Here is a 16244-nt window from a genome sequence, read left to right as displayed (position 1 = left end):
GATTTCTGCGCCCTGTATCACGAAATTTCGGTCTGAATCAACCAACCCAACCCAACCGGTCTACCGATTTGGTGTTGACAGGCCCCCACCTGCGAAACGAGCATTGGTCACCGCATTCCCGCCCCACTCCCGCACGTGGATGCACATAATGGCGTGAATTCTACAATTTCGCATATGGGAGCCCCCCACCCATGAGGACCAGTGAGAAACCCGCCACGAATTCGGCGGGGCCAAGTGGCGCGCTCTCCGCCGAGCGCAAGCTCCCCGTACCCCCACGCGAGCGTAAGCCCGCTCTGGCCGCCCTCGCCGTCCTCCTGATTCTGGGCGGCGCCCTGGCGACCACGCTTCTGGTGATGCGCAGCGGCGACCGTATTTCCGCGGTCCGCGTGATCCAGCAGGTGGGCGCCGGTCAGCAATTCACCGAACAGGCATTGGAAGAAGTCCAGATCGCCGACACCGGCATTGACTACGTTCCGTGGTCGCAGCGCGGAGAGGTGATCAAATCGTTTGCCGCCGTCACCATCCTGCCCGGCACCTTGCTCACGAGTGACATGGGGATAAACGCCAGCAGGGAGCTCGGGCCGGGAAAGGCCAAGGTGGGATTGGCGCTGAAACCCGGGCAGATGCCAGAGGGCCTGACAAAGGGTGACCGGGTCCAGGTCGTGCACGTGCCCAGCCGCAGCGGTACCGAACGGTCCAGGGTTCTCGCGGCGAGCGCGCTGGTCCACGGCGTCGGGGAGAAGGGCCTGGTCACCGTGATCGTCGACACGGCCGTCTCGGCCGAGGTGGTCGGCTACGCCTCCAGCGGGGAGATCGCCGTGGCCGAACTCCCGGGGGCCCGCTGACGTGGCGCTGATCGTGCTGGCCGCCGACAAGGGCGCGCCGGGCGTCACCACCGCCGCGACGGCCCTGGCCGCCGTGTGGCCGCGGCCGGTGCTGCTCGCCGAGTGCGATCCCGCGGGAGGTGATCTGGCCTACCGGCTGCCGGCCGCCGACGGCGGCGTGCTCAACCCGGGAAAGGGGCTGCTCAGCCTGGGCGCCGTCGCCCGCAGGGGAATCGAACCCGCCCAGATCCACGAGCACACCCAGAAGATCGTCGGCGGGCTCGACGTGCTGGCCGGGCTCACGCACGGTGAGCAGGCGGCGGGCCTGACGTGGCTGTGGGGACCCCTGGGACGTTCGCTGGCGGGCATGCCCAACGCCGACGTCATCGCCGACTGCGGCCGCCTCGGAACTTATCCACAGGTCAACGACCTCATCCACGAGGCCGCGGTGACCGTCCTGCTGACCAGGCCCAGCCTCGACCACGTCGCGCACCTGCGCGAGCGCCTGTCCATCACCAAGGCCCACGGCGTCGTGGTGATCGCCAACCCGCGCCGCTACCGCGCCTCCATCGAGGAGGTACGCCGCGTCGTCGGCCCGAACGTCACGTTCGTCCACGGCCTGGCCGACGACCCCAAGGGCGCCGAACTGCTACGCGGCGAATGGGGCGGCCGCCTCGACCGATCTCTCCTGATCCGTACGGCACGCGACCTGGCGGGAAGGCTGGTGAACCACCAGTGATCGACCACTCCCTGGTCAAGCGCTTCCGCCAGGAAGTGGGCGACCGCCTGGCCCACCAGCGCCGCATCGACCAGGCCAACGGCCTGCCCGCGATGACCGGCGAGGACGAGCGCCAGTTCGCCAGGGCGCTCATCTCGCAGGTCCTGGAGGAGCACGCGCGCGGCGAGATCGGCATGGGCCGCACCCCGCCGACGATCGAGGAGGAGGAGGGGCTGGCCGCGGGCATCCACGCGGCGTTGTTCGGCGTCGGCCGCCTGCAGCCGCTCCTCGACGACACCGAGGTCGAGAACATCGACATCAACGGCCACGACAAGGTCTTCGTCTCCTACGCCGACGGCCGCGAGTCGCTGCACGAGCCGGTCGCCGACTCCGACGACGAACTCGTCGAGCTCATCCAGATCCTGGCCGCCTACTCGGGCCTGTCGAGCCGCCCGTTCGACACCGCCAACCCCCAGCTCGACCTGCGCCTGCCCGACGGTTCCCGGCTGAGCGCCGTCATGGACGTCACGGTACGGCCGGCCGTCTCGATCCGCCGCAGCCGCCTGGGCAAGGTGTTCCTGTCCGACCTGGTCGGCAACGGCACGCTGACCCCGGACATCGCCAGGTTCCTCCAGGCGGCGGTCGCCACGCGCCAGAACATCATGATCGCCGGATCCACCAACGCGGGAAAGACCACGCTCCTGCGTGCCCTGGCCAACGAGATCCCCTCCGGCGAGCGTCTCATCACCGTCGAACGCGCCCTGGAGCTGGGACTCGACCAGTTCCCCGAGCTCCATCCGAACGTGGTCGCCTTCGAGCAGCGCCTGCCCAACTCCGAGGGCCAGGGCGAGATCACCATGGCCGAGCTCGTCCGCAGAAGCCTGCGCATGAACCCCAGCCGCGTCATCGTCGGCGAGGTCCTCGGCGACGAGATCGTCACCATGCTCAACGCGATGACCCAGGGCAACGACGGCTCCCTGTCGACCATCCACGCCAACTCCAGCATGGAGGTCTTCAACCGCATCGCCACCTACGCCCTCCAGGCCAACGAGCGCCTGCCCATCGACGCCACGCACATGCTCATCGCCGGCGCCATCGACTTCGTCGTCTTCATCGAGAAGCACAACGACTACGACCAGGGCGGCAGCCTGCGCCGTTTCGTCTCCAGCGTGCGCGAGGTCAACGGCTGCGACGGCCGCGTGCTGTCGAGCGAGATCTTCGCGCCCGGTCCCGACGGCCACGCCGTACCCCATGCTCCCGTGCAGGCCGATCTGGGGAACTGGTGATGATCAACCTCGACCCCTTCACGATGCTCGCGGGCGCCGCCACCGGCGGCGGCCTGTTCCTGCTCTTTCTTTCCCTGTACGGCATGCGTCCCCACCCCGGCAGGCCCAAGCGCGAGGTCATCAGGATGCTGACCACCCGCACCGCCATCGCCGGCGTCAGCGCGGCGTTGATCATGGTGGTCACCGGCTGGCCGGTGGTCGCGGTGGGGGCGGTGCTGCTGGTGTTCGCGTGGCGCGGGCTGTCAGGGGGCGCCTCGGAGGAACGCGGGGCGATGCGCCGCCTCGAAGGACTGGCCGCCTGGACCGAGTCGCTGCGCGACACGATCGCCGGCGCCGCCGGGCTCGAACAGGCCATCCCGGCCTCGATCAGGGCCGCCGCGCCGATGCTCAGGCCGCACCTGCGCGCGCTGGTCGACCGGATGCACTCCCGGATGGCGCTGCCCGACGCGCTGCGGCTGTTCGCCGACGAGCTGGACGACCCCTCGGCCGACCTGGTGGTGGCGGCGCTGATACTCAACTCGCGGCTGCGCGGGCCGGGTCTGCGCGACGTGCTGGGGGCGCTGGCCGTCTCGGCGCGCGAGGAACTCGACATGCGCCGACGGGTCGAGGCCGAACGCCGCTCCACCCGGCGCAGCGTGCAGATCGTGGTGATCACCGCGCTGGTCTTCGCCGGGCTGCTGGTGGTGTTCAACCCCTCCTACGTCAGCGAGTACAGCTCGTGGCTGGGGCAGGCCGTGCTGCTCGTGGTGGCGGGGTTGTTCGGCGCCGGGTTCGCGTGGATGCGGCGCCTGGCGAGGTTCGACAAGCCGACGCGGCTGCTGGCCCCGCAGGTCGCCGCGGACGTACCGCAGGCGGTGAAGCATGGTTGAGGGTGTGCTGGCGGGCGGCGCGTTCGGGCTGGGAGCCTTCCTGCTGCTGCGGGCGCTGTTCCCGGCCAGGCCGGGGCTGGTGGCGCGGTTGCTGGCGCTGGACGCGGTCCGCGAGGACGCGGGCGCGCCCCGGCTGCAGCTCGTCCTTCCCGACGAGGAGGTCAGCGCGTTCCGCCGCGGGCTCGGCGTGCGCCTGGCTCGCCTCCTGCTGTCGCGGGGCTGGGAGGCGCGCTCGATCAGGGCGGACCTGGCGCTGGTCGGGCGCTCGTTCGAGGGGTTCCTGGCCACCAAGGTGCTGCTCGCGGCGGCCGGGCTGCTCGCCTTCCCCGTGCTGCTCGGCTGGCTGGTGCTCATGGAGTGGGGCACCTCGCCGGCGATGCCGTTCTGGGCGGCCGTCGTGGTGGCCGTGGTCTTCTTCTTCCTGCCCGACCTGCAGATACGGCGGGACGCGGCGGCCCGGCGGCGTGACTTCCGCCATGTCGTCGGCGCCTTCCTCGACCTCGTGTCGATGAACCTGGCCGGCGGACGGGGCGTACCCGAAGCGCTGGTCATGGCCGTGTCGGTCAGCGGCGAGCAGCCCAACTGGGCGATGTCCCGCATCCGCGACGCGCTGAGCGGCGCGCGGATCGTCGGCATCACCCCGTGGCAGGCGCTCGGCCAGCTCGGCGAGGAGATCAACGTCGACGAGCTGCGCGACCTGTCCGCCGCGCTGGGCCTGGTGGCCGACGACGGCGCGAAGGTGCGCGCCTCGCTCACCGCCCGCGCCGCCACCCTGCGCCGACGTGAGCTGGCCGAGATCGAGGGGCGGGCGGGCGAGCGCTCGCAGTCGATGCTCGTCGCCCAGCTGCTGCTCTGCGCGGGCTTTGTGATCTTTCTCAGTTTTCCCGCCGCTATGAAGATGTTGGGGTCGTGATGCTGAACCATCCTTGGGTCGTCTACCTGGTCGCCTACCTGGGAGTGCGTGTCCATCGCGCGCGCACCGCACCCTCGCGCGGCGCCTCGGCCGTCGAATGGGTGATCATTACCGCGATCATCGCGGGAGTCGCGCTGGGCCTGGCGACGTTGATCAAAACTCTGGTCGAGCAGAAGCAGAGCGAGATCCAGAACAGCTTCGGCAATGGCGGCGGCGGTGGCGGCAAGGAATGACCGCGGCGCCACGGTCGTGGAGCTGGCCTTCCTCATGCCGGTCATCCTGGCCGTCGCCCTGCTCATCGTGCAGGTCGCGCTCTGGTTCCACGGCAGGCAGGTGGCCGAGGCCGCGGCCAGGGAGGGCGCGCGGGTCGCCAGGTCGGCGCCCGTGAGCGGAGCCTGGGAGGAACCGGCCAAGGCCAAGGCCAAGGCCGTGGTCGGCGCGATCGGCCCGCGCCTGCTGACCGGCGCCGACGCCACCACCTCGACCAGGGAGCCCGACGAGCGCTGGGTGACCGTGACCGGCACCGCCGTCCAGGTGATTCCGCTGCTGCCCGAACTGGCGTTCACCGTCAGCGCGACCTCGGGCGGCCCGGTCGAGTGCTTCCGTCCCGACGACGGCGGGCTGGACTGCGATGAGAGGTGACCAGGGGTCGATGGCGGTCGAGACGGTCATGCTCGCGCCGGTGTTCCTGCTGTTCCTCATGTTCCTGGTCGGTGCCGGACGGCTGGTGGAGGCCCAGGGCGAGGTGAACGGCGCGGCCAGGGACTCCGCCCGCGCCGCGTCGGTGCAGCGGACCATGGACACGGCCGAGACCGCCGCGAAGTCGTCGGCCGGGCACGCGCTCAGGGGCAGGTGCCAGTCGCACGAGGTGTCGCTGTCCGGGTCGGAGTGGACCGAGGGCGGCCAGGTGCACGCCGAGGTCAGTTGCGAGCTGGACCTGGGCTTCCTCGGATTCGGCGCGACCAAGCGGCTCACCGGGACCTCGGTGGTGCCGCTGGAGCAGTTCAGGAGGGTCGAATGAGCGGCGGCGAGCGGGGCTCGATGTCGGTGTTCACCGTGCTCTTCTCGGTCGTGGTGTTCCTGCTGGCCGGGCTGCTCGTGGACGGCGGCGCCGCGATCAACGCCAAGCTGCGCGCCACCGACATCGCCGAGCAGGCGGCGCGCGCCGCCGCCGACCAGGTCGACGTCGAGCACCTGCGCGCCACCGGGCAGGCCAGGCTGCTGGGCGAGAGCGAGGTGTGCGGGCGGGCCGACGAGGTGGTCTCCGCGCACGACGCCGACGAGGTCGCGCGCGGCGACTGCGCGGTCTCCGGCGGCGCCGAGGTACGCGTCACCGTGACCGTCCGCTGGGACGCCTTCTTCCTCGGCGCGCTCGGCTTCACCGGATCGGAGATGGAGGGCGAGGCCACCGCGGCGCCGGACGCCAGATGATCCAGACCGAAACCGGCCACTCGCTGGCCCGGGCGGGCCGTTCATGACAACGCTGGAGCGAGAAGGGAGTGGCGATGCCGACGCGAGAGCCGGTGCGGCCCAGGCGGGCGCCCGTGCGCATCCCGACCAGGCGGACCGCGGGTGACGTGCTCGCCGGGCTCGGGGCGCTCGTGGTGCTGGTCGCGCTCGTGGGCGGCGTGCCGTACGCGCTGCTCGTGCTGGCGGGCCCGCCGATCACCGCGGAACTGCTCGACCTCGACCTGCTGACCAGCCGTGTCGGGCCGAGCACGATCGTCGCGCTGCTGGTCCTGCTGGTGTGGCTGGCCTGGTTCCAACTGCTGGTCTGCGTGGTGGTGGAGGTCTACGCGGGCGTACGACGGGTCGGGATGCCCGCCCGCGTACCCCTGTCCGGCGGCACTCAGGTGCTGGCCAACAAGCTGGTCTCGGCGGTGCTGCTCTTGTTCACCGCCTCCGCCGCCGTGGTGCCGATCGCCCGGCTGGGCGCACCGCCGCCGGCCTCGCACCCGATCGCGACGGTCGCGCTCGCGGCCCCGATCGTCGAGGCGGAGACGACGAAGAAGGCCAAGAAGGTGTACGTGGTGCAGCCGCCGCACGGCCGCCACCACGAGAGCCTGTGGGAGATCGCCGAGAAGTGCCTGGGCGACGGGCGGCGATATCCGGAGATCTACCGGCTCAACCAGCACAAGGAGCAGCCCGACGGCACCCGGCTGCGGATGGCCGACCTGATCCGGCCCGGCTGGGTGCTGGACATGCCGGACGACGCGCGCAACGTGCACGTCGTGCCCGCCGGGCAGGGCCGGGTGGAGACGCTGCGCGAGCATCCGGGACGCGCGGAGCCGGTCGGCAGGGTGTCCGGCAAGGCGGAGAAGTCGGCCACGCAGGAGCAGGCGCCGCTGGTCAAGAAGGAGACGACCAGCCAGCCCGAGATCACGAAAAAGCCGGAAATAGTAGGCGAAACGCCGCAACAGCCCATGCCCGAGGAGGAGATGAGCCAAGGGCTGGATCTGGTGGACTACCTGGCGGGGGCGTCGCTCGCGGCGGCGGGCCTGCTGGTGGTGCTGGGCAGGCGCAGGCGCGAACAACTGTGGCGGCGCGCGTTCGGCCATCGCGTGGTGCGACCGCGTGACGACGCCGCCAAGGCCGAGGTGGCGCTGAGGTTCGGCGCGGACGCGCCGGGCACCCGCATTCTCGACGTCGGCCTGCGCCTGCTCGGGGCGGAGCTGGCGGCCCAGGACCGCACGCCGCCCACCGTTTACGCCGCACATCTGTCCGCGCGCCACCTCGACCTGTGGATCCACCCGCCGGACAACGACCCGCCCGCGCCCTGGACGGTCCAGGACGGCGGCCAGGTGTGGCGGCTGTACGCGCACGAGGGCCGCCTGCTGACCGACCAGGGACCGGCCCAGCAGGGCGGCGCGCCGTACCCCGGGCTGGTCTCGCTCGGCACGGACGAGTCGGGACGGGTCCTGATCGACCTGGAGGCGGCGCAGGGCCTGATCAACATCCGCGGCGCGCAGACGACCGCGGCGCTCGGCGCGCTCGCCGTGGAGCTGGCCACCAACCGCTGGTCCGACCGGATGCGCGTCACGCTGATCGGGTTCGGCGAGGAGCTGACCGCGATCGCCCCCGACCGGATCAAGGCGGTCGGCAGCCTCGCCGAGGTGCTGCCCGAGCTGGAGGCCACGGCCGCGCCGCGCGAGCAGGTGCTCACCGGGCGCGTCAACGGCAGCCCGCGCGACGCCCACTTCCTGCTGTCGGCGGTCGCGCCCACCCAGGAGGAGGCGCGCCGCCTGGCGCTGCTGGCCCGCAAGGACACCGCCGGATACGTCGTGCCCGGCGAGTCGCCGCACGCCACCTGGACGCTGGAGATCACCGACGACGGCCGCGCCCGCATCGCCGAACTCGGCTTCGAGGTCGCCGCGCAGCTCCTGCCGCGGCGTCACTACAAGGCCCTGATCGATCTCTTCCGTACGGCGGAGCAGCTCGACGGCGAGGCCGTGCCCGACCCGGAGCCGCTGGACGAGATGCAGCCCCCCGCCGTCGAGATCAGGCTGCTCGGCCCGATCGAGGTCATCGGCCCGGAACCGCTGGAGGCCGGGCGGATGGCGATCGCCGTCGAGCTGCTGATCTACCTGGCCACCCATCCCGGCGGCGTGCATCCGGTGGTGCTCGGCGGCGTGCTGTGGCCCCGTGGCGTGCAGGCCATGGTCAGGGACGCGACCATCGCCCGCGTGGCCGACTGGCTGGGCGAGGAACACCTGTTCACCGATGACGCCGGGAGATTGCGGCTCGGACCGGGCGTGCGTACCGACTGGGTGCTCTTCCGCGAGCTGGTCAGGCGCTCGCACGGGGATGCCACGGCGCGGGCCGTCATACTCGACAAGGCCCTCGGGCTGGTCAGAGGCCCGTTGCTGAGCGGACGCCCGCCCGGCAGATACGCGTGGCTGGCCGCCGACGAGCTGGAGTACGACGTCGCGGCCGGGGTCGCCGACGCCGCCCACCGGCTGTGCGAGATCCGCCTGGCGCACGGCGAGCCCGACGCCGCCGTCGCGGCCGCGCGGGCCGGGCTGCTGCTGGCCGCCGACGACGAGGGCCTCTGGCGCGACCTGCTGCGCGCCACCCACGCCACCGGCGACCAGGTACGGCTGCGCGCCGTCGTCGACGGGCTGACCAGGAGGTCGTCCTCGCACCCGTACGGCGGCGGAATGGCGCCGGAGACCGAGGCGCTCATCGACGAACTGCTGCCGTCCTGGCGGATCCACATCGTGAGGGAGTCGTCGGCATGAGGCGCGTGCTGATCGTGTCGTGCCTGCTGGTCGCCGGGTGCGCGGCGCAGCCGGAGAAGGTCTACACGCCCAGGGTCGCTCCCGCTCCCGTCGGGTCGGCGGCTTCCGCCGTACCGTCGCCGACCACGGAGACGATCGAGGTCGGCGAGAAGCTCACGGTCCAGGTCGAGTGGCCCGCGGCCGCCGACCCTTTGCTGAAGACGTTCACCGACTACTACGTGGACTCGTGGCGGGCGGTGGTCAGCGGCGACGACACCTATCTGGAGCAGGTCGAGGGGCCGGCCGCGAAGGAGTCCTACGACTGGGTGAAGGGCTTCGGCAGGAGTTCGGTGACCGGCACCGCGAAGCTCTACGCGCTGGCCGTGAGCGCGCGGATGGGCGAGGGCGCGCAGATCAACGCGTGTGTCGACGAGACCGGCCTGCGGCTGATCTCCAAGAGCACCGGCCGGGCCTTCACGCGCCAGCCCTCGTGGACGCGCGAGACCTACCTGCAGGCCGCGATCACGCACCGCGGCGACGACGGCGTTTGGCGGGTCAAGGACTTCCGCCACAGCAGCGAAGGGTGTGACCGATGAACCGCCTGCTCTCGGTACTGGCCGCGGGAGTCCTGCTGCTCGACCCCGGCGGCACGCGTGGCGAAGGCTTCCAGGACGGCCGCACCGCCGGTGTCCGGCTGGAGAACTCCAAGATCGTGATCACCGGCAACGGGGTGAAGGGCGGCAAGAGCGACGGCTACCAGCTCAAACGCCCCTGCTGGTACGAGCCGGGACCCGGCGCCGACGAGATGCTGAAGACCCAGGAGGACGTGCGGGCGTACTGGTTCCGCATGAACCCGAACGGGACCGAGGAGCAGTTCGAGAAGTTCCTCAAGCAGTTCAAGGACAAGATCGGCCAGCCGGGCCGCTGGTGGACGCCCGCCTACAACGAGGCCGATTCGCGGGGCCGCGCGTGCTGGGGCGGCCTGGATGAGTTCGTCTGGGTTCCGCCGGGTACGACCCCGCCGTCGGGCATCACGCTGGCCGAGCTGGCCGAGATCGCCCGTGCCGCGCTGACCGTGCCGGAGCCGGACGTCAAGCTGAACCCCGACGCCAAGAGCTACGTCAACCTGCCCACCTGGGTGTGGCTGGACGGCGTGGGCGAGACGAGCCGGTCGGTGACGGCTTCGATCCCCGGCGTCATGTCGGCGACGGTGCGGGCGACGCTGGAGGACATCAAGATCGACCCCGGCACCGACAAGCGGCGGGCCGAGGTGCGCGAGCAGTGCGGGACGAGCGGCCGGCCGTACGTGAAGGGTGGGGAGTTCACCTGCGGCGTGCGTTACCTGCAGGCCTCCGTCGACCAGGCGCGCAAGGTGTACGTGCTCACGGTCACCACGGTGTGGCCGGTGGAGGTCGTGGACGACGTGGTGCCGTTCCAGTACGCGCCCGTCCAGGTCCAGGCGCGGCGCGACGTTCCCGTGGGGGAGGTCCAGAGCACGGTCCGGCCCTAGCGGTCGGCGATCACGCTGACGAGCGGGGCGAGCTCGGGTAGCCGCGCGGCCTCGTCGAGCACCTCCTTCAGCACGGCGTCGTGCGTGGGACTCGCCTCGGCGAGGAGCGCGCGGCCGGCGGGCGTCACCTCGGAGTAGATGCCGCGCCGGTCGTCCTCGCACAGGTACCTGCGCAGCAGGTCGCGGTTCTCCAGCCTGGTGACCAGCCGGGTGGTGGCGCTCTGGCTCAGGACGACCGCCCTGGCCAGTTGCTGCATGCGCATGTGCCAGCCGTCCTGCCGGTCGAGCACGTCCAGCACGGTGTACTCGCTCACGCTCAGCCCGTGCCCCTTCTGCAGCGACTTCTCCAGGCGCTCCTCGATGCGGGCGTGCAGCGCGGCGAGCGTGCGCCAGCCCTGGGCGCGAGCTTCCACGGCGTCGTCGGCGATGGCCATGGTTTGACCCCTCAGCTCGTTGTGTGCTCATATAGTCGGCGTGTGCAACTAATGCATACGCTCACTAACGTCACCTAAGGGATATTCTATGCCTCTCGCCTTGTTCGCGCTCGCGATCAGCGCCTTCGGCATCGGAACCACCGAGTTCATCATCAACGGCCTGCTCCCCGAGATGGCCCACGACTTCGGGGTCACCATCCCCGCCGCCGGCCTGCTCGTCTCCGGATACGCCCTGGGCGTCGCCGTCGGAGGGCCGCCGCTGACCATGCTCGGCAGCCGGTGGTCACGCAAGACCATGCTGCTCGCGTTGATGCTGTTGTTCATCGCCGGCAACCTGCTGTCGGCCCTGGCGCCCGACTACGGCGTCCTGATGGCAGGCCGCCTCCTGGCCGCGTTCTCGCACGGCGCGTACTTCGGCGTCGGCTCCGTCGTCGCCGCCGACCTCGTCGCGCCGCAGAAGCGGGCCAGCGCGATCGCGCTGATGTTCACCGGCCTGACGCTCGCGAACGTGCTCGGGGTCCCGCTCGGCACCTGGATCGGGCAGGCGTACGGCTGGCGCTCCACGTTCTGGGTCGTCGTCGTGATCGGCGTCATCGGCCTGGCGGGAGTCCTGGCCCTGGTCCCGCGCCAGGACCGCCGGCCGGTGAGCCTGCGCGCGGAACTGGCCACGTTCAAGAAGGGCGGCGTATGGCTGGCCCTGGCCATGACGGTCTTCGGCTTCGCCCCGGTCTTCGCGGTGATCACCTTCATCGCCCCGATGATGACCGGCGTCGGCGGCTTCTCACCCGGCGCCGTCCCCGTCGTCATGGCCCTGTTCGGCGTCGGACTGGTCGTGGGCAACATCATCGGCGGCAAACTGGCCGACCGGGCACTGATGCCCGCCATCTACGGCTCCGTCGCCGCGCTGACACTGCTCGCCGTGGTGGTCGCCTGGCTGGCCGGCAACCAGATCGCCTTCGTGGCGGCCATCACGTTGTTCGGGGTGGCGGCCTTCGCCACCGTCCCGCCCCTCCAGACCAGAGTCCTGGACGCCGCCGCCGGCGCCCCGACCCTGGCCTCGGCGGCCAACATCGGCGCCTTCAACGTGGGCAACGCCATCGGCTCCTTCGCGGCCGGCCTCACCATCGACGCGGGCCTCGGCTACACCTCACCCGCCTGGACCGCCGCCCTCCTGGGTTTGGTGGGCCTGGGAGTGGCCGGTCTGGCAGGCGTCCAGGCCCGCCGCCACACCCTGGCCACCGCCTGAATACAGAGCAGGAGGGCCCAGAACCGGGACCCTCCTGCTCTGCTACGTGCTCAGTCGAAAAGCTCGTCCACGTGGCTGACGGTGATGGCACCGGTCAGCCAGGAGTCGAGCTGCTCAGTGTCATCGCAGCTCAGGATGCGGTGCTCGGCGTCTTCCGTGACCTCGACGCCACGGCCGCGCAGGAACTTGACGATGGACTCCGCCTCACCCTTGGCTATGCACTCGGCTTGGAACTTCTGCATGATCGGGCTCTTGAACTTCTGGGTCGCCACGGACATGAGTTCCCTCCAGAACGCGATGGCTACTTCATAGGTTAGTCCTCCGAGCACTGCGTCGCAGTAGACGGGCTGCTGCTCGACGGGCAGGAATGCGAGCATCTGCCGGAACGTGTCGAACGATACAGCGGCGTCTGCGGTCTTGCTGTGCATGATGGCCGACAGCGTCGCGAGCTCCGGCCGCTCGATCGCCTCCTTGACGTCGGACATCACGGGAACCGACCCTGGCCCGACCATGAGCGGGAGCAGGGTCATGCCCGGATGCCCCAGGGGGATGGGCGCGCTGTACCGCTTGGTGGCGTTGGGGCAGGGGCAGGCGACCAAGAGGACGACCGGGCATTTCAGCCGGGCGCGCAGGGTCGTCATGTAGACCGGCCATGACCACTCCTTGCGCGGGTCGTGCTTGAGCTGGACCTCGACGATAACGGCGAGTTGTGCCTCTTTCCTGCGCCGGAGCACCATGACGGCGTCGGCGCGATACTCGGTTGGCCTGATGTCGGGAAAGTCGCCCGACTCCAAGCTGACCTGATCGTGGGAGGGGATGTCCACGCCGTGTTCGCCCACCAATGTGGATGCGAGCAGGGGGTGGTTTCTGAACAGGTCCACGAGGGACTCGTGAGCCAATGCCGGCATGGAGTAAATATTACGGACTGTTGGTGTCAGATGACGGAGTGTTTCAGATCTTTGCCGACTCATGCGCCAGCAGCCACTCCTTCACCGCCGTGCCGTAGTAATACCCGCCATAGCCCCCGCTGCCGGGAAGGACCCGGTGGCACGGGACGAAGGGGGCGATCAGGTTCTGGGCGCAGGCGGTGCCGGCGGCTCGGGCCGCGGTGCGGGGGAGGCCGGCGCGTTCGGCGAGTTCGCCGTACGTGACGGTGGTGCCGGGCTTCACCTCGCGCAGTGCCTTGTGCAGGGCCCGGCGCTTCGCGGTGCCGGGCTGGGCGACGGGCAGGGTGTCGATGGCCTCCAGGTCGCCGTCCAGGTAGGCCTTGGTCAGGCGGGTGATGTCGCCCAGGTCGTCCACGACGTCCAGGCCTTCGGGCTGGAGGTCGGGCGACAGGCGGGTGAACATCTCCACCGGGTCGGCGGTGAAGCCCGCCGCCACCAGGACACCCTCGCGGGCGAGGAGCGCGAGCGGGCCGACGGGAGTCGGCAGGATTTGGGCTTCGATCATTTGGAGCTCCACAGGTGTAGGGCGGCGTAGGCGCGCCACGGGCGCCAGCGCTCGATGTGGTCGGCGGGGATGCCCAGGGCGGCCATGCGCTTGTTCAGTACGAGGTCGCCCGTGGGCCAGGCGTCGGGGTCGCGCAGCGCCCGCAGCCCGATGTACGCGGCGGTCCACGGGCCGATTCCGGGAACCTTCAGCAGCTCGGCCACCGCGTGCCCGGGTTCCTGGCCGCCGTCGAGGTCGATGCGGCCGTCGGCGACCCGTTCCGCCAGGTCTTTCATGGTCGCGATGCGACGGGTGGTGAAGCCCAGGCCATCCAGGTCGGCCTCGGCCAGGACGGCGGCGCTCGGGAACAGCGGGCCGTGCCGCGTGACGATCCGGCCCAGGAGCGTGCGGGCTCCGGCCACCGAGATCTGCTGGCCGACGATCGCGCGTACCGCCAGCTCGAAGCCGTCGAACGTGCCCGGGACCCGCAGTCCTGGACGGGCCGTGACCAGGGGCTCCAGGGAGGTGGCGCCCAAGGCCGAGGCGATCGCGTCCGGGTCGGCGTCGAGGTCGAGCAGCCGGCGGCAGCGGGCCACGACGCGGGCCAGCTGGCGGGTGTCGTCCAGCTTGACGTCCAGCTGGAACACGCCCGGCCCCGGTGTCAGCGTGAGCGTCCCGCCCGCCACCAGCCGGGTGTAGGAGAGCCCGTCCACGCTTTCCAGACCGGGAATCGCCCGGCTGGCCAGAAACGCGAAGATCCCCTCCACGTCGTACGGCTCCCGCCGGTGCAACCGCAGCCGCAACCCCGCGGCGGACGACTCAGACAAAGGTCCCGCGGTGGCCCGGAGTTCGCTGGGCGTGAAGCCGTAGGTCTCCCGCATGGTCGCGTTGAACTGCCGCACGCTGCCGAACCCCGCGGCGAACGCCACCTCCGTCACCGGCAGCCCCGTCTCGGTCAGCAACTGCTTGGCCAGCAGCAGCCGCCGGGTCCTGGCCACGGCCAGCGGCCCGACGCCCAGCTCGGTCACGAACAGCCGGTGCAGGTGGCGCTCGGTGATGTGCAGCCGCTTGGCCAGCCCGGCCACCCCGGTGTCGTCGGCCGCGCCGTCGTCGATGAGGCGCAGCGCACGGCCGATGAGGTCGCCGCGCAGGTCCCAGCCGGGGTCGCCGGGGGAGAGTTCGGGCCGGCAGCGCTTGCAGGGGCGGAATCCGGCCGCCTCGGCGGAGGCGGCGTGCCGGTAGAAGCGCACGTTGCGCGAGGCGGGGGTGCGCGCCGGGCAGATCGGCCGGCAGTAGATGCGCGTCGTCTTCACCGCGGTGTAGAAGCGCCCGTCGAACCGGGCGTCCCGTGCGGAGACCGCCCGGTAGCAGGAGTCGAAGTCGAGCTCTACAGGTGCCATGTCATCGACAGTATGTGCCGGACAGGATTGGCGACTGGCGGAAATCAGACGTATGCATTGACAGAAAGAAGACAACTTCCGCTAGCCTTCTCATATGAACAGCTATTCAGAGGTGCAGATCGATGGCTGCACGGTAAGGGTCGTGGACGCGCCGCGGGTGGAGTCCGTGCGCTCGCGGATGCCGGGCCAGGAAGACCTCGCCGACACGGCAGAGGTGTTCGGGCTCCTCGGCGACCCCAACCGGCTGCGGCTGCTGCTCGCCCTCCTGGATGGCGAACTGTGCGTGTGCGACCTCGCCGCGGTGACGGGCCAGAGCGAATCTGCCGTCTCCCACGCCCTGCGGCTGCTGCGCGCGCACCGGGTCGTCGCGGTCCGCCGCGCCGGCCGGATGGCCTACTACCGATTGGAGGACGCGCACGTGCGGATGCTGCTTGATCTGGCGATCGCCCACACCGGGCACACGCAGGCCATTCATCCCGAGCGTGGAGGGAACGACTGATGGGAGCGGGACACGGACACGGCCACGCGGGCGCCAAGCACCGCTGGCGGCTGGTCGTCTCCTTCGTGTTGATCGGCTCGTTCTTCGTGGTCGAGCTGATCTTCGGACTGATCACGGGCTCGCTGTCGCTGCTGTCCGACGCCGGCCACATGGCCGCGGACGTGGTGACGCTCGGCGCGGCCCTGGTGGCCACGCGGATCGCGAGCAGACCGGACACCACCGGCCGGCGCAGCTACGGCTCCTACCGCGCCGAGGTCTTCGCCTCACTTCTCGCCGTCGCACTGATGATCGGCGTCGCCGTGTACGTGGTGGCCGAGGCGATCGGCCGGATCGGCGAGCAGGCCGAGATCTCCACCGGCCCGATGATGATCGTCGGCGCCATCGGCCTCCTGATCAACCTGGTCGCGCTGTTCCTGCTGCGCAGCGGCGCCTCGGAGAGCCTCAACGTCAAGGGCGCCTACCTGGAGGTCATGGCCGACACGGCCGGCTCGGTCGGCGTCATCGTGGCCGGCTGGCTCGTCTCCTCCACCGGCAACCCCGTCTGGGACACGCTCGTGGCGCTGGCCATCGGCGCGTTCGTCGCCATCCGGGCCGTCGGGCTGGGCAAGCAGGTCTTCGCCGTACTCGGCCAGCATGTGCCGGAGGGCATGAGCGCCGACGAGGTCGCGGGCGATCTCGCGGCCATCGAAGGTGTCGAGGACGTCCACGACCTGCACCTGTGGACGCTCACCTCCGGCATGCACGTGGCGACCGCGCACCTGGTCGCCGAGGAGTCGCGCAGCCACGCCGTACTGGATCAGGCTCGTGACGTGCTGCGCGCCCGGCATGGGGTCGCGCACGCGACGCTGCAGGTGGAGCCCGCCAACCACAAGGGCTGCGACGAGATCGGCTGGTGAC

Annotated in this window: 19 protein-coding genes; 15 read left to right on the top strand and 4 right to left on the bottom strand. The window is 70.7% G+C overall.

Annotated features, from left to right (window positions below):
- The first annotated feature begins 191 nt into the window (after nucleotides 1-191).
- The 12 genes from ACIBHY_RS38750 (at nucleotide 192) to ACIBHY_RS38695 (ending at nucleotide 10337) form a co-directional block, all read left to right on the top strand.
- Complete coding sequence (locus tag ACIBHY_RS38750; protein ID WP_397252202.1) at nucleotides 192-845, top strand: hypothetical protein; 654 nt, start codon at nucleotides 192-194, stop codon at nucleotides 843-845.
- Between the two features lies 1 nt (nucleotide 846).
- Entirely contained in the window at nucleotides 847-1563 is a 717-nt protein-coding gene (locus ACIBHY_RS38745; protein WP_397252201.1) for a hypothetical protein, read from the top strand.
- Nucleotides 1560-2828 carry a CpaF family protein gene (locus ACIBHY_RS38740; protein WP_397252200.1) on the top strand — a complete coding sequence of 423 codons (1269 nt, stop codon included), beginning with the start codon at nucleotides 1560-1562 and terminating at the stop codon, nucleotides 2826-2828. The genes ACIBHY_RS38745 and ACIBHY_RS38740 overlap by 4 nt, the downstream gene beginning before the upstream one ends.
- Nucleotides 2828-3697, top strand: a complete 870-nt coding sequence (locus tag ACIBHY_RS38735; protein ID WP_397252198.1) for a type II secretion system F family protein — start codon at nucleotides 2828-2830, stop codon at nucleotides 3695-3697. The genes ACIBHY_RS38740 and ACIBHY_RS38735 overlap by 1 nt, the downstream gene beginning before the upstream one ends.
- Nucleotides 3690-4610 carry a type II secretion system protein gene (locus ACIBHY_RS38730; RefSeq protein ID WP_397252197.1) on the top strand — a complete coding sequence of 307 codons (921 nt, stop codon included), beginning with the start codon at nucleotides 3690-3692 and terminating at the stop codon, nucleotides 4608-4610. Before ACIBHY_RS38735 ends, ACIBHY_RS38730 begins: the two co-directional genes overlap by 8 nt.
- Nucleotides 4610-4843, top strand: a complete 234-nt coding sequence (locus ACIBHY_RS38725) for a hypothetical protein (RefSeq protein ID WP_379609969.1) — start codon at nucleotides 4610-4612, stop codon at nucleotides 4841-4843. Before ACIBHY_RS38730 ends, ACIBHY_RS38725 begins: the two co-directional genes overlap by 1 nt.
- Nucleotides 4827-5252 (top strand): TadE/TadG family type IV pilus assembly protein, encoded by a 426-nt coding sequence (locus ACIBHY_RS38720; RefSeq protein WP_397252196.1) that lies wholly within the window; start codon nucleotides 4827-4829, stop codon nucleotides 5250-5252. The genes ACIBHY_RS38725 and ACIBHY_RS38720 overlap by 17 nt, the downstream gene beginning before the upstream one ends.
- A 10-nt stretch (nucleotides 5253-5262) precedes the next feature.
- Nucleotides 5263-5631 carry a TadE family protein gene (locus ACIBHY_RS38715; RefSeq protein WP_397252195.1) on the top strand — a complete coding sequence of 123 codons (369 nt, stop codon included), beginning with the start codon at nucleotides 5263-5265 and terminating at the stop codon, nucleotides 5629-5631.
- Nucleotides 5628-6041, top strand: coding sequence for a pilus assembly protein TadG-related protein (locus tag ACIBHY_RS38710; protein ID WP_397252194.1), 414 nt, complete (start codon nucleotides 5628-5630; stop codon nucleotides 6039-6041). The genes ACIBHY_RS38715 and ACIBHY_RS38710 overlap by 4 nt, the downstream gene beginning before the upstream one ends.
- 74 nt (nucleotides 6042-6115) lie before the next feature.
- A complete protein-coding gene (locus ACIBHY_RS38705; RefSeq protein WP_397309300.1) occupies nucleotides 6116-8848 on the top strand; it encodes a BTAD domain-containing putative transcriptional regulator in 2733 nt (910 codons plus the stop codon).
- Nucleotides 8845-9423, top strand: coding sequence for a hypothetical protein (locus tag ACIBHY_RS38700; protein ID WP_397309299.1), 579 nt, complete (start codon nucleotides 8845-8847; stop codon nucleotides 9421-9423). The genes ACIBHY_RS38705 and ACIBHY_RS38700 overlap by 4 nt, the downstream gene beginning before the upstream one ends.
- Nucleotides 9420-10337: a hypothetical protein gene (locus ACIBHY_RS38695; RefSeq protein ID WP_397252191.1), complete on the top strand. Its 918-nt coding sequence runs from the start codon at nucleotides 9420-9422 to the stop codon at nucleotides 10335-10337. The genes ACIBHY_RS38700 and ACIBHY_RS38695 overlap by 4 nt, the downstream gene beginning before the upstream one ends.
- On the opposite strand, the gene ACIBHY_RS38690 is transcribed toward ACIBHY_RS38695, so the two are convergent.
- Entirely contained in the window at nucleotides 10334-10771 is a 438-nt protein-coding gene (locus tag ACIBHY_RS38690) for a MarR family winged helix-turn-helix transcriptional regulator (protein WP_397252190.1), read from the bottom strand. The two genes, ACIBHY_RS38695 and ACIBHY_RS38690, sit on opposite strands and share 4 nt — an antisense overlap.
- An 88-nt stretch (nucleotides 10772-10859) precedes the next feature.
- Between ACIBHY_RS38690 and ACIBHY_RS38685 the strand changes: the two genes are divergently transcribed.
- Nucleotides 10860-12017: an MFS transporter gene (locus tag ACIBHY_RS38685; protein WP_397309298.1), complete on the top strand. Its 1158-nt coding sequence runs from the start codon at nucleotides 10860-10862 to the stop codon at nucleotides 12015-12017.
- A 50-nt stretch (nucleotides 12018-12067) separates the two neighbouring features.
- Here the strand turns inward: ACIBHY_RS38685 and ACIBHY_RS38680 are convergent, their stop codons facing one another.
- From ACIBHY_RS38680 to ACIBHY_RS38670, 3 genes are read right to left on the bottom strand one after another with little or no spacing between them, the layout of a single operon-like run.
- Nucleotides 12068-12925, bottom strand: coding sequence for a hypothetical protein (locus ACIBHY_RS38680; RefSeq protein ID WP_397309297.1), 858 nt, complete (start codon nucleotides 12923-12925; stop codon nucleotides 12068-12070).
- A gap of 43 nt (nucleotides 12926-12968) precedes the next feature.
- Nucleotides 12969-13469 (bottom strand): methylated-DNA--[protein]-cysteine S-methyltransferase, encoded by a 501-nt coding sequence (locus ACIBHY_RS38675; protein WP_397309296.1) that lies wholly within the window; start codon nucleotides 13467-13469, stop codon nucleotides 12969-12971.
- Nucleotides 13466-14848: a DNA-3-methyladenine glycosylase 2 family protein gene (locus ACIBHY_RS38670; protein WP_397252186.1), complete on the bottom strand. Its 1383-nt coding sequence runs from the start codon at nucleotides 14846-14848 to the stop codon at nucleotides 13466-13468. Before ACIBHY_RS38670 ends, ACIBHY_RS38675 begins: the two co-directional genes overlap by 4 nt.
- Nucleotides 14849-14942: 94 nt before the next feature.
- Here ACIBHY_RS38670 and ACIBHY_RS38665 point away from each other — a divergent pair, with 94 nt between their 5' ends.
- Nucleotides 14943-15347, top strand: a complete 405-nt coding sequence (locus ACIBHY_RS38665) for a metalloregulator ArsR/SmtB family transcription factor (RefSeq protein ID WP_184957820.1) — start codon at nucleotides 14943-14945, stop codon at nucleotides 15345-15347.
- On the top strand, nucleotides 15347-16243 hold the full coding sequence (locus ACIBHY_RS38660) for a cation diffusion facilitator family transporter (RefSeq protein ID WP_397252185.1): 897 nt from the start codon (nucleotides 15347-15349) through the stop codon (nucleotides 16241-16243). Before ACIBHY_RS38665 ends, ACIBHY_RS38660 begins: the two co-directional genes overlap by 1 nt.
- The last annotated feature ends 1 nt before the right edge of the window (nucleotide 16244 follow it).

The organism is Nonomuraea sp. NPDC050547, from assembly GCF_044457345.1.
GTDB lineage: Bacteria > Actinomycetota > Actinomycetes > Streptosporangiales > Streptosporangiaceae > Nonomuraea.
Note: the sequence above shows the minus strand (reverse complement) of the source record. Positions and strands in the feature narration are given on the sequence as shown.

Excerpts from the sequence above, each read along its gene's own strand:
- ACIBHY_RS38670 (WP_397252186.1), bottom strand. The coding sequence starts at position 14,848 with ATGGCACCTGTAGAGCTCGACTTCGACTCCTGCTACCGGGCGGTCTCC.
- ACIBHY_RS38700 (WP_397309299.1), top strand. The coding sequence starts at position 8,845 with ATGAGGCGCGTGCTGATCGTGTCGTGCCTGCTGGTCGCCGGGTGCGCG.
- ACIBHY_RS38730 (WP_397252197.1), top strand. The coding sequence starts at position 3,690 with ATGGTTGAGGGTGTGCTGGCGGGCGGCGCGTTCGGGCTGGGAGCCTTC.
- ACIBHY_RS38725 (WP_379609969.1), top strand. The coding sequence starts at position 4,610 with ATGCTGAACCATCCTTGGGTCGTCTACCTGGTCGCCTACCTGGGAGTG.
- ACIBHY_RS38735 (WP_397252198.1), top strand. The coding sequence starts at position 2,828 with ATGATCAACCTCGACCCCTTCACGATGCTCGCGGGCGCCGCCACCGGC.
- ACIBHY_RS38660 (WP_397252185.1), top strand. The coding sequence starts at position 15,347 with ATGGGAGCGGGACACGGACACGGCCACGCGGGCGCCAAGCACCGCTGG.
- ACIBHY_RS38710 (WP_397252194.1), top strand. The coding sequence starts at position 5,628 with ATGAGCGGCGGCGAGCGGGGCTCGATGTCGGTGTTCACCGTGCTCTTC.
- ACIBHY_RS38675 (WP_397309296.1), bottom strand. The coding sequence starts at position 13,469 with ATGATCGAAGCCCAAATCCTGCCGACTCCCGTCGGCCCGCTCGCGCTC.
- ACIBHY_RS38705 (WP_397309300.1), top strand. The coding sequence starts at position 6,116 with ATGCCGACGCGAGAGCCGGTGCGGCCCAGGCGGGCGCCCGTGCGCATC.
- ACIBHY_RS38665 (WP_184957820.1), top strand. The coding sequence starts at position 14,943 with ATGAACAGCTATTCAGAGGTGCAGATCGATGGCTGCACGGTAAGGGTC.
- ACIBHY_RS38750 (WP_397252202.1), top strand. The coding sequence starts at position 192 with ATGAGGACCAGTGAGAAACCCGCCACGAATTCGGCGGGGCCAAGTGGC.
- ACIBHY_RS38685 (WP_397309298.1), top strand. The coding sequence starts at position 10,860 with ATGCCTCTCGCCTTGTTCGCGCTCGCGATCAGCGCCTTCGGCATCGGA.
- ACIBHY_RS38695 (WP_397252191.1), top strand. The coding sequence starts at position 9,420 with ATGAACCGCCTGCTCTCGGTACTGGCCGCGGGAGTCCTGCTGCTCGAC.
- ACIBHY_RS38715 (WP_397252195.1), top strand. The coding sequence starts at position 5,263 with ATGGCGGTCGAGACGGTCATGCTCGCGCCGGTGTTCCTGCTGTTCCTC.
- ACIBHY_RS38680 (WP_397309297.1), bottom strand. The coding sequence starts at position 12,925 with ATGCCGGCATTGGCTCACGAGTCCCTCGTGGACCTGTTCAGAAACCAC.
- ACIBHY_RS38690 (WP_397252190.1), bottom strand. The coding sequence starts at position 10,771 with ATGGCCATCGCCGACGACGCCGTGGAAGCTCGCGCCCAGGGCTGGCGC.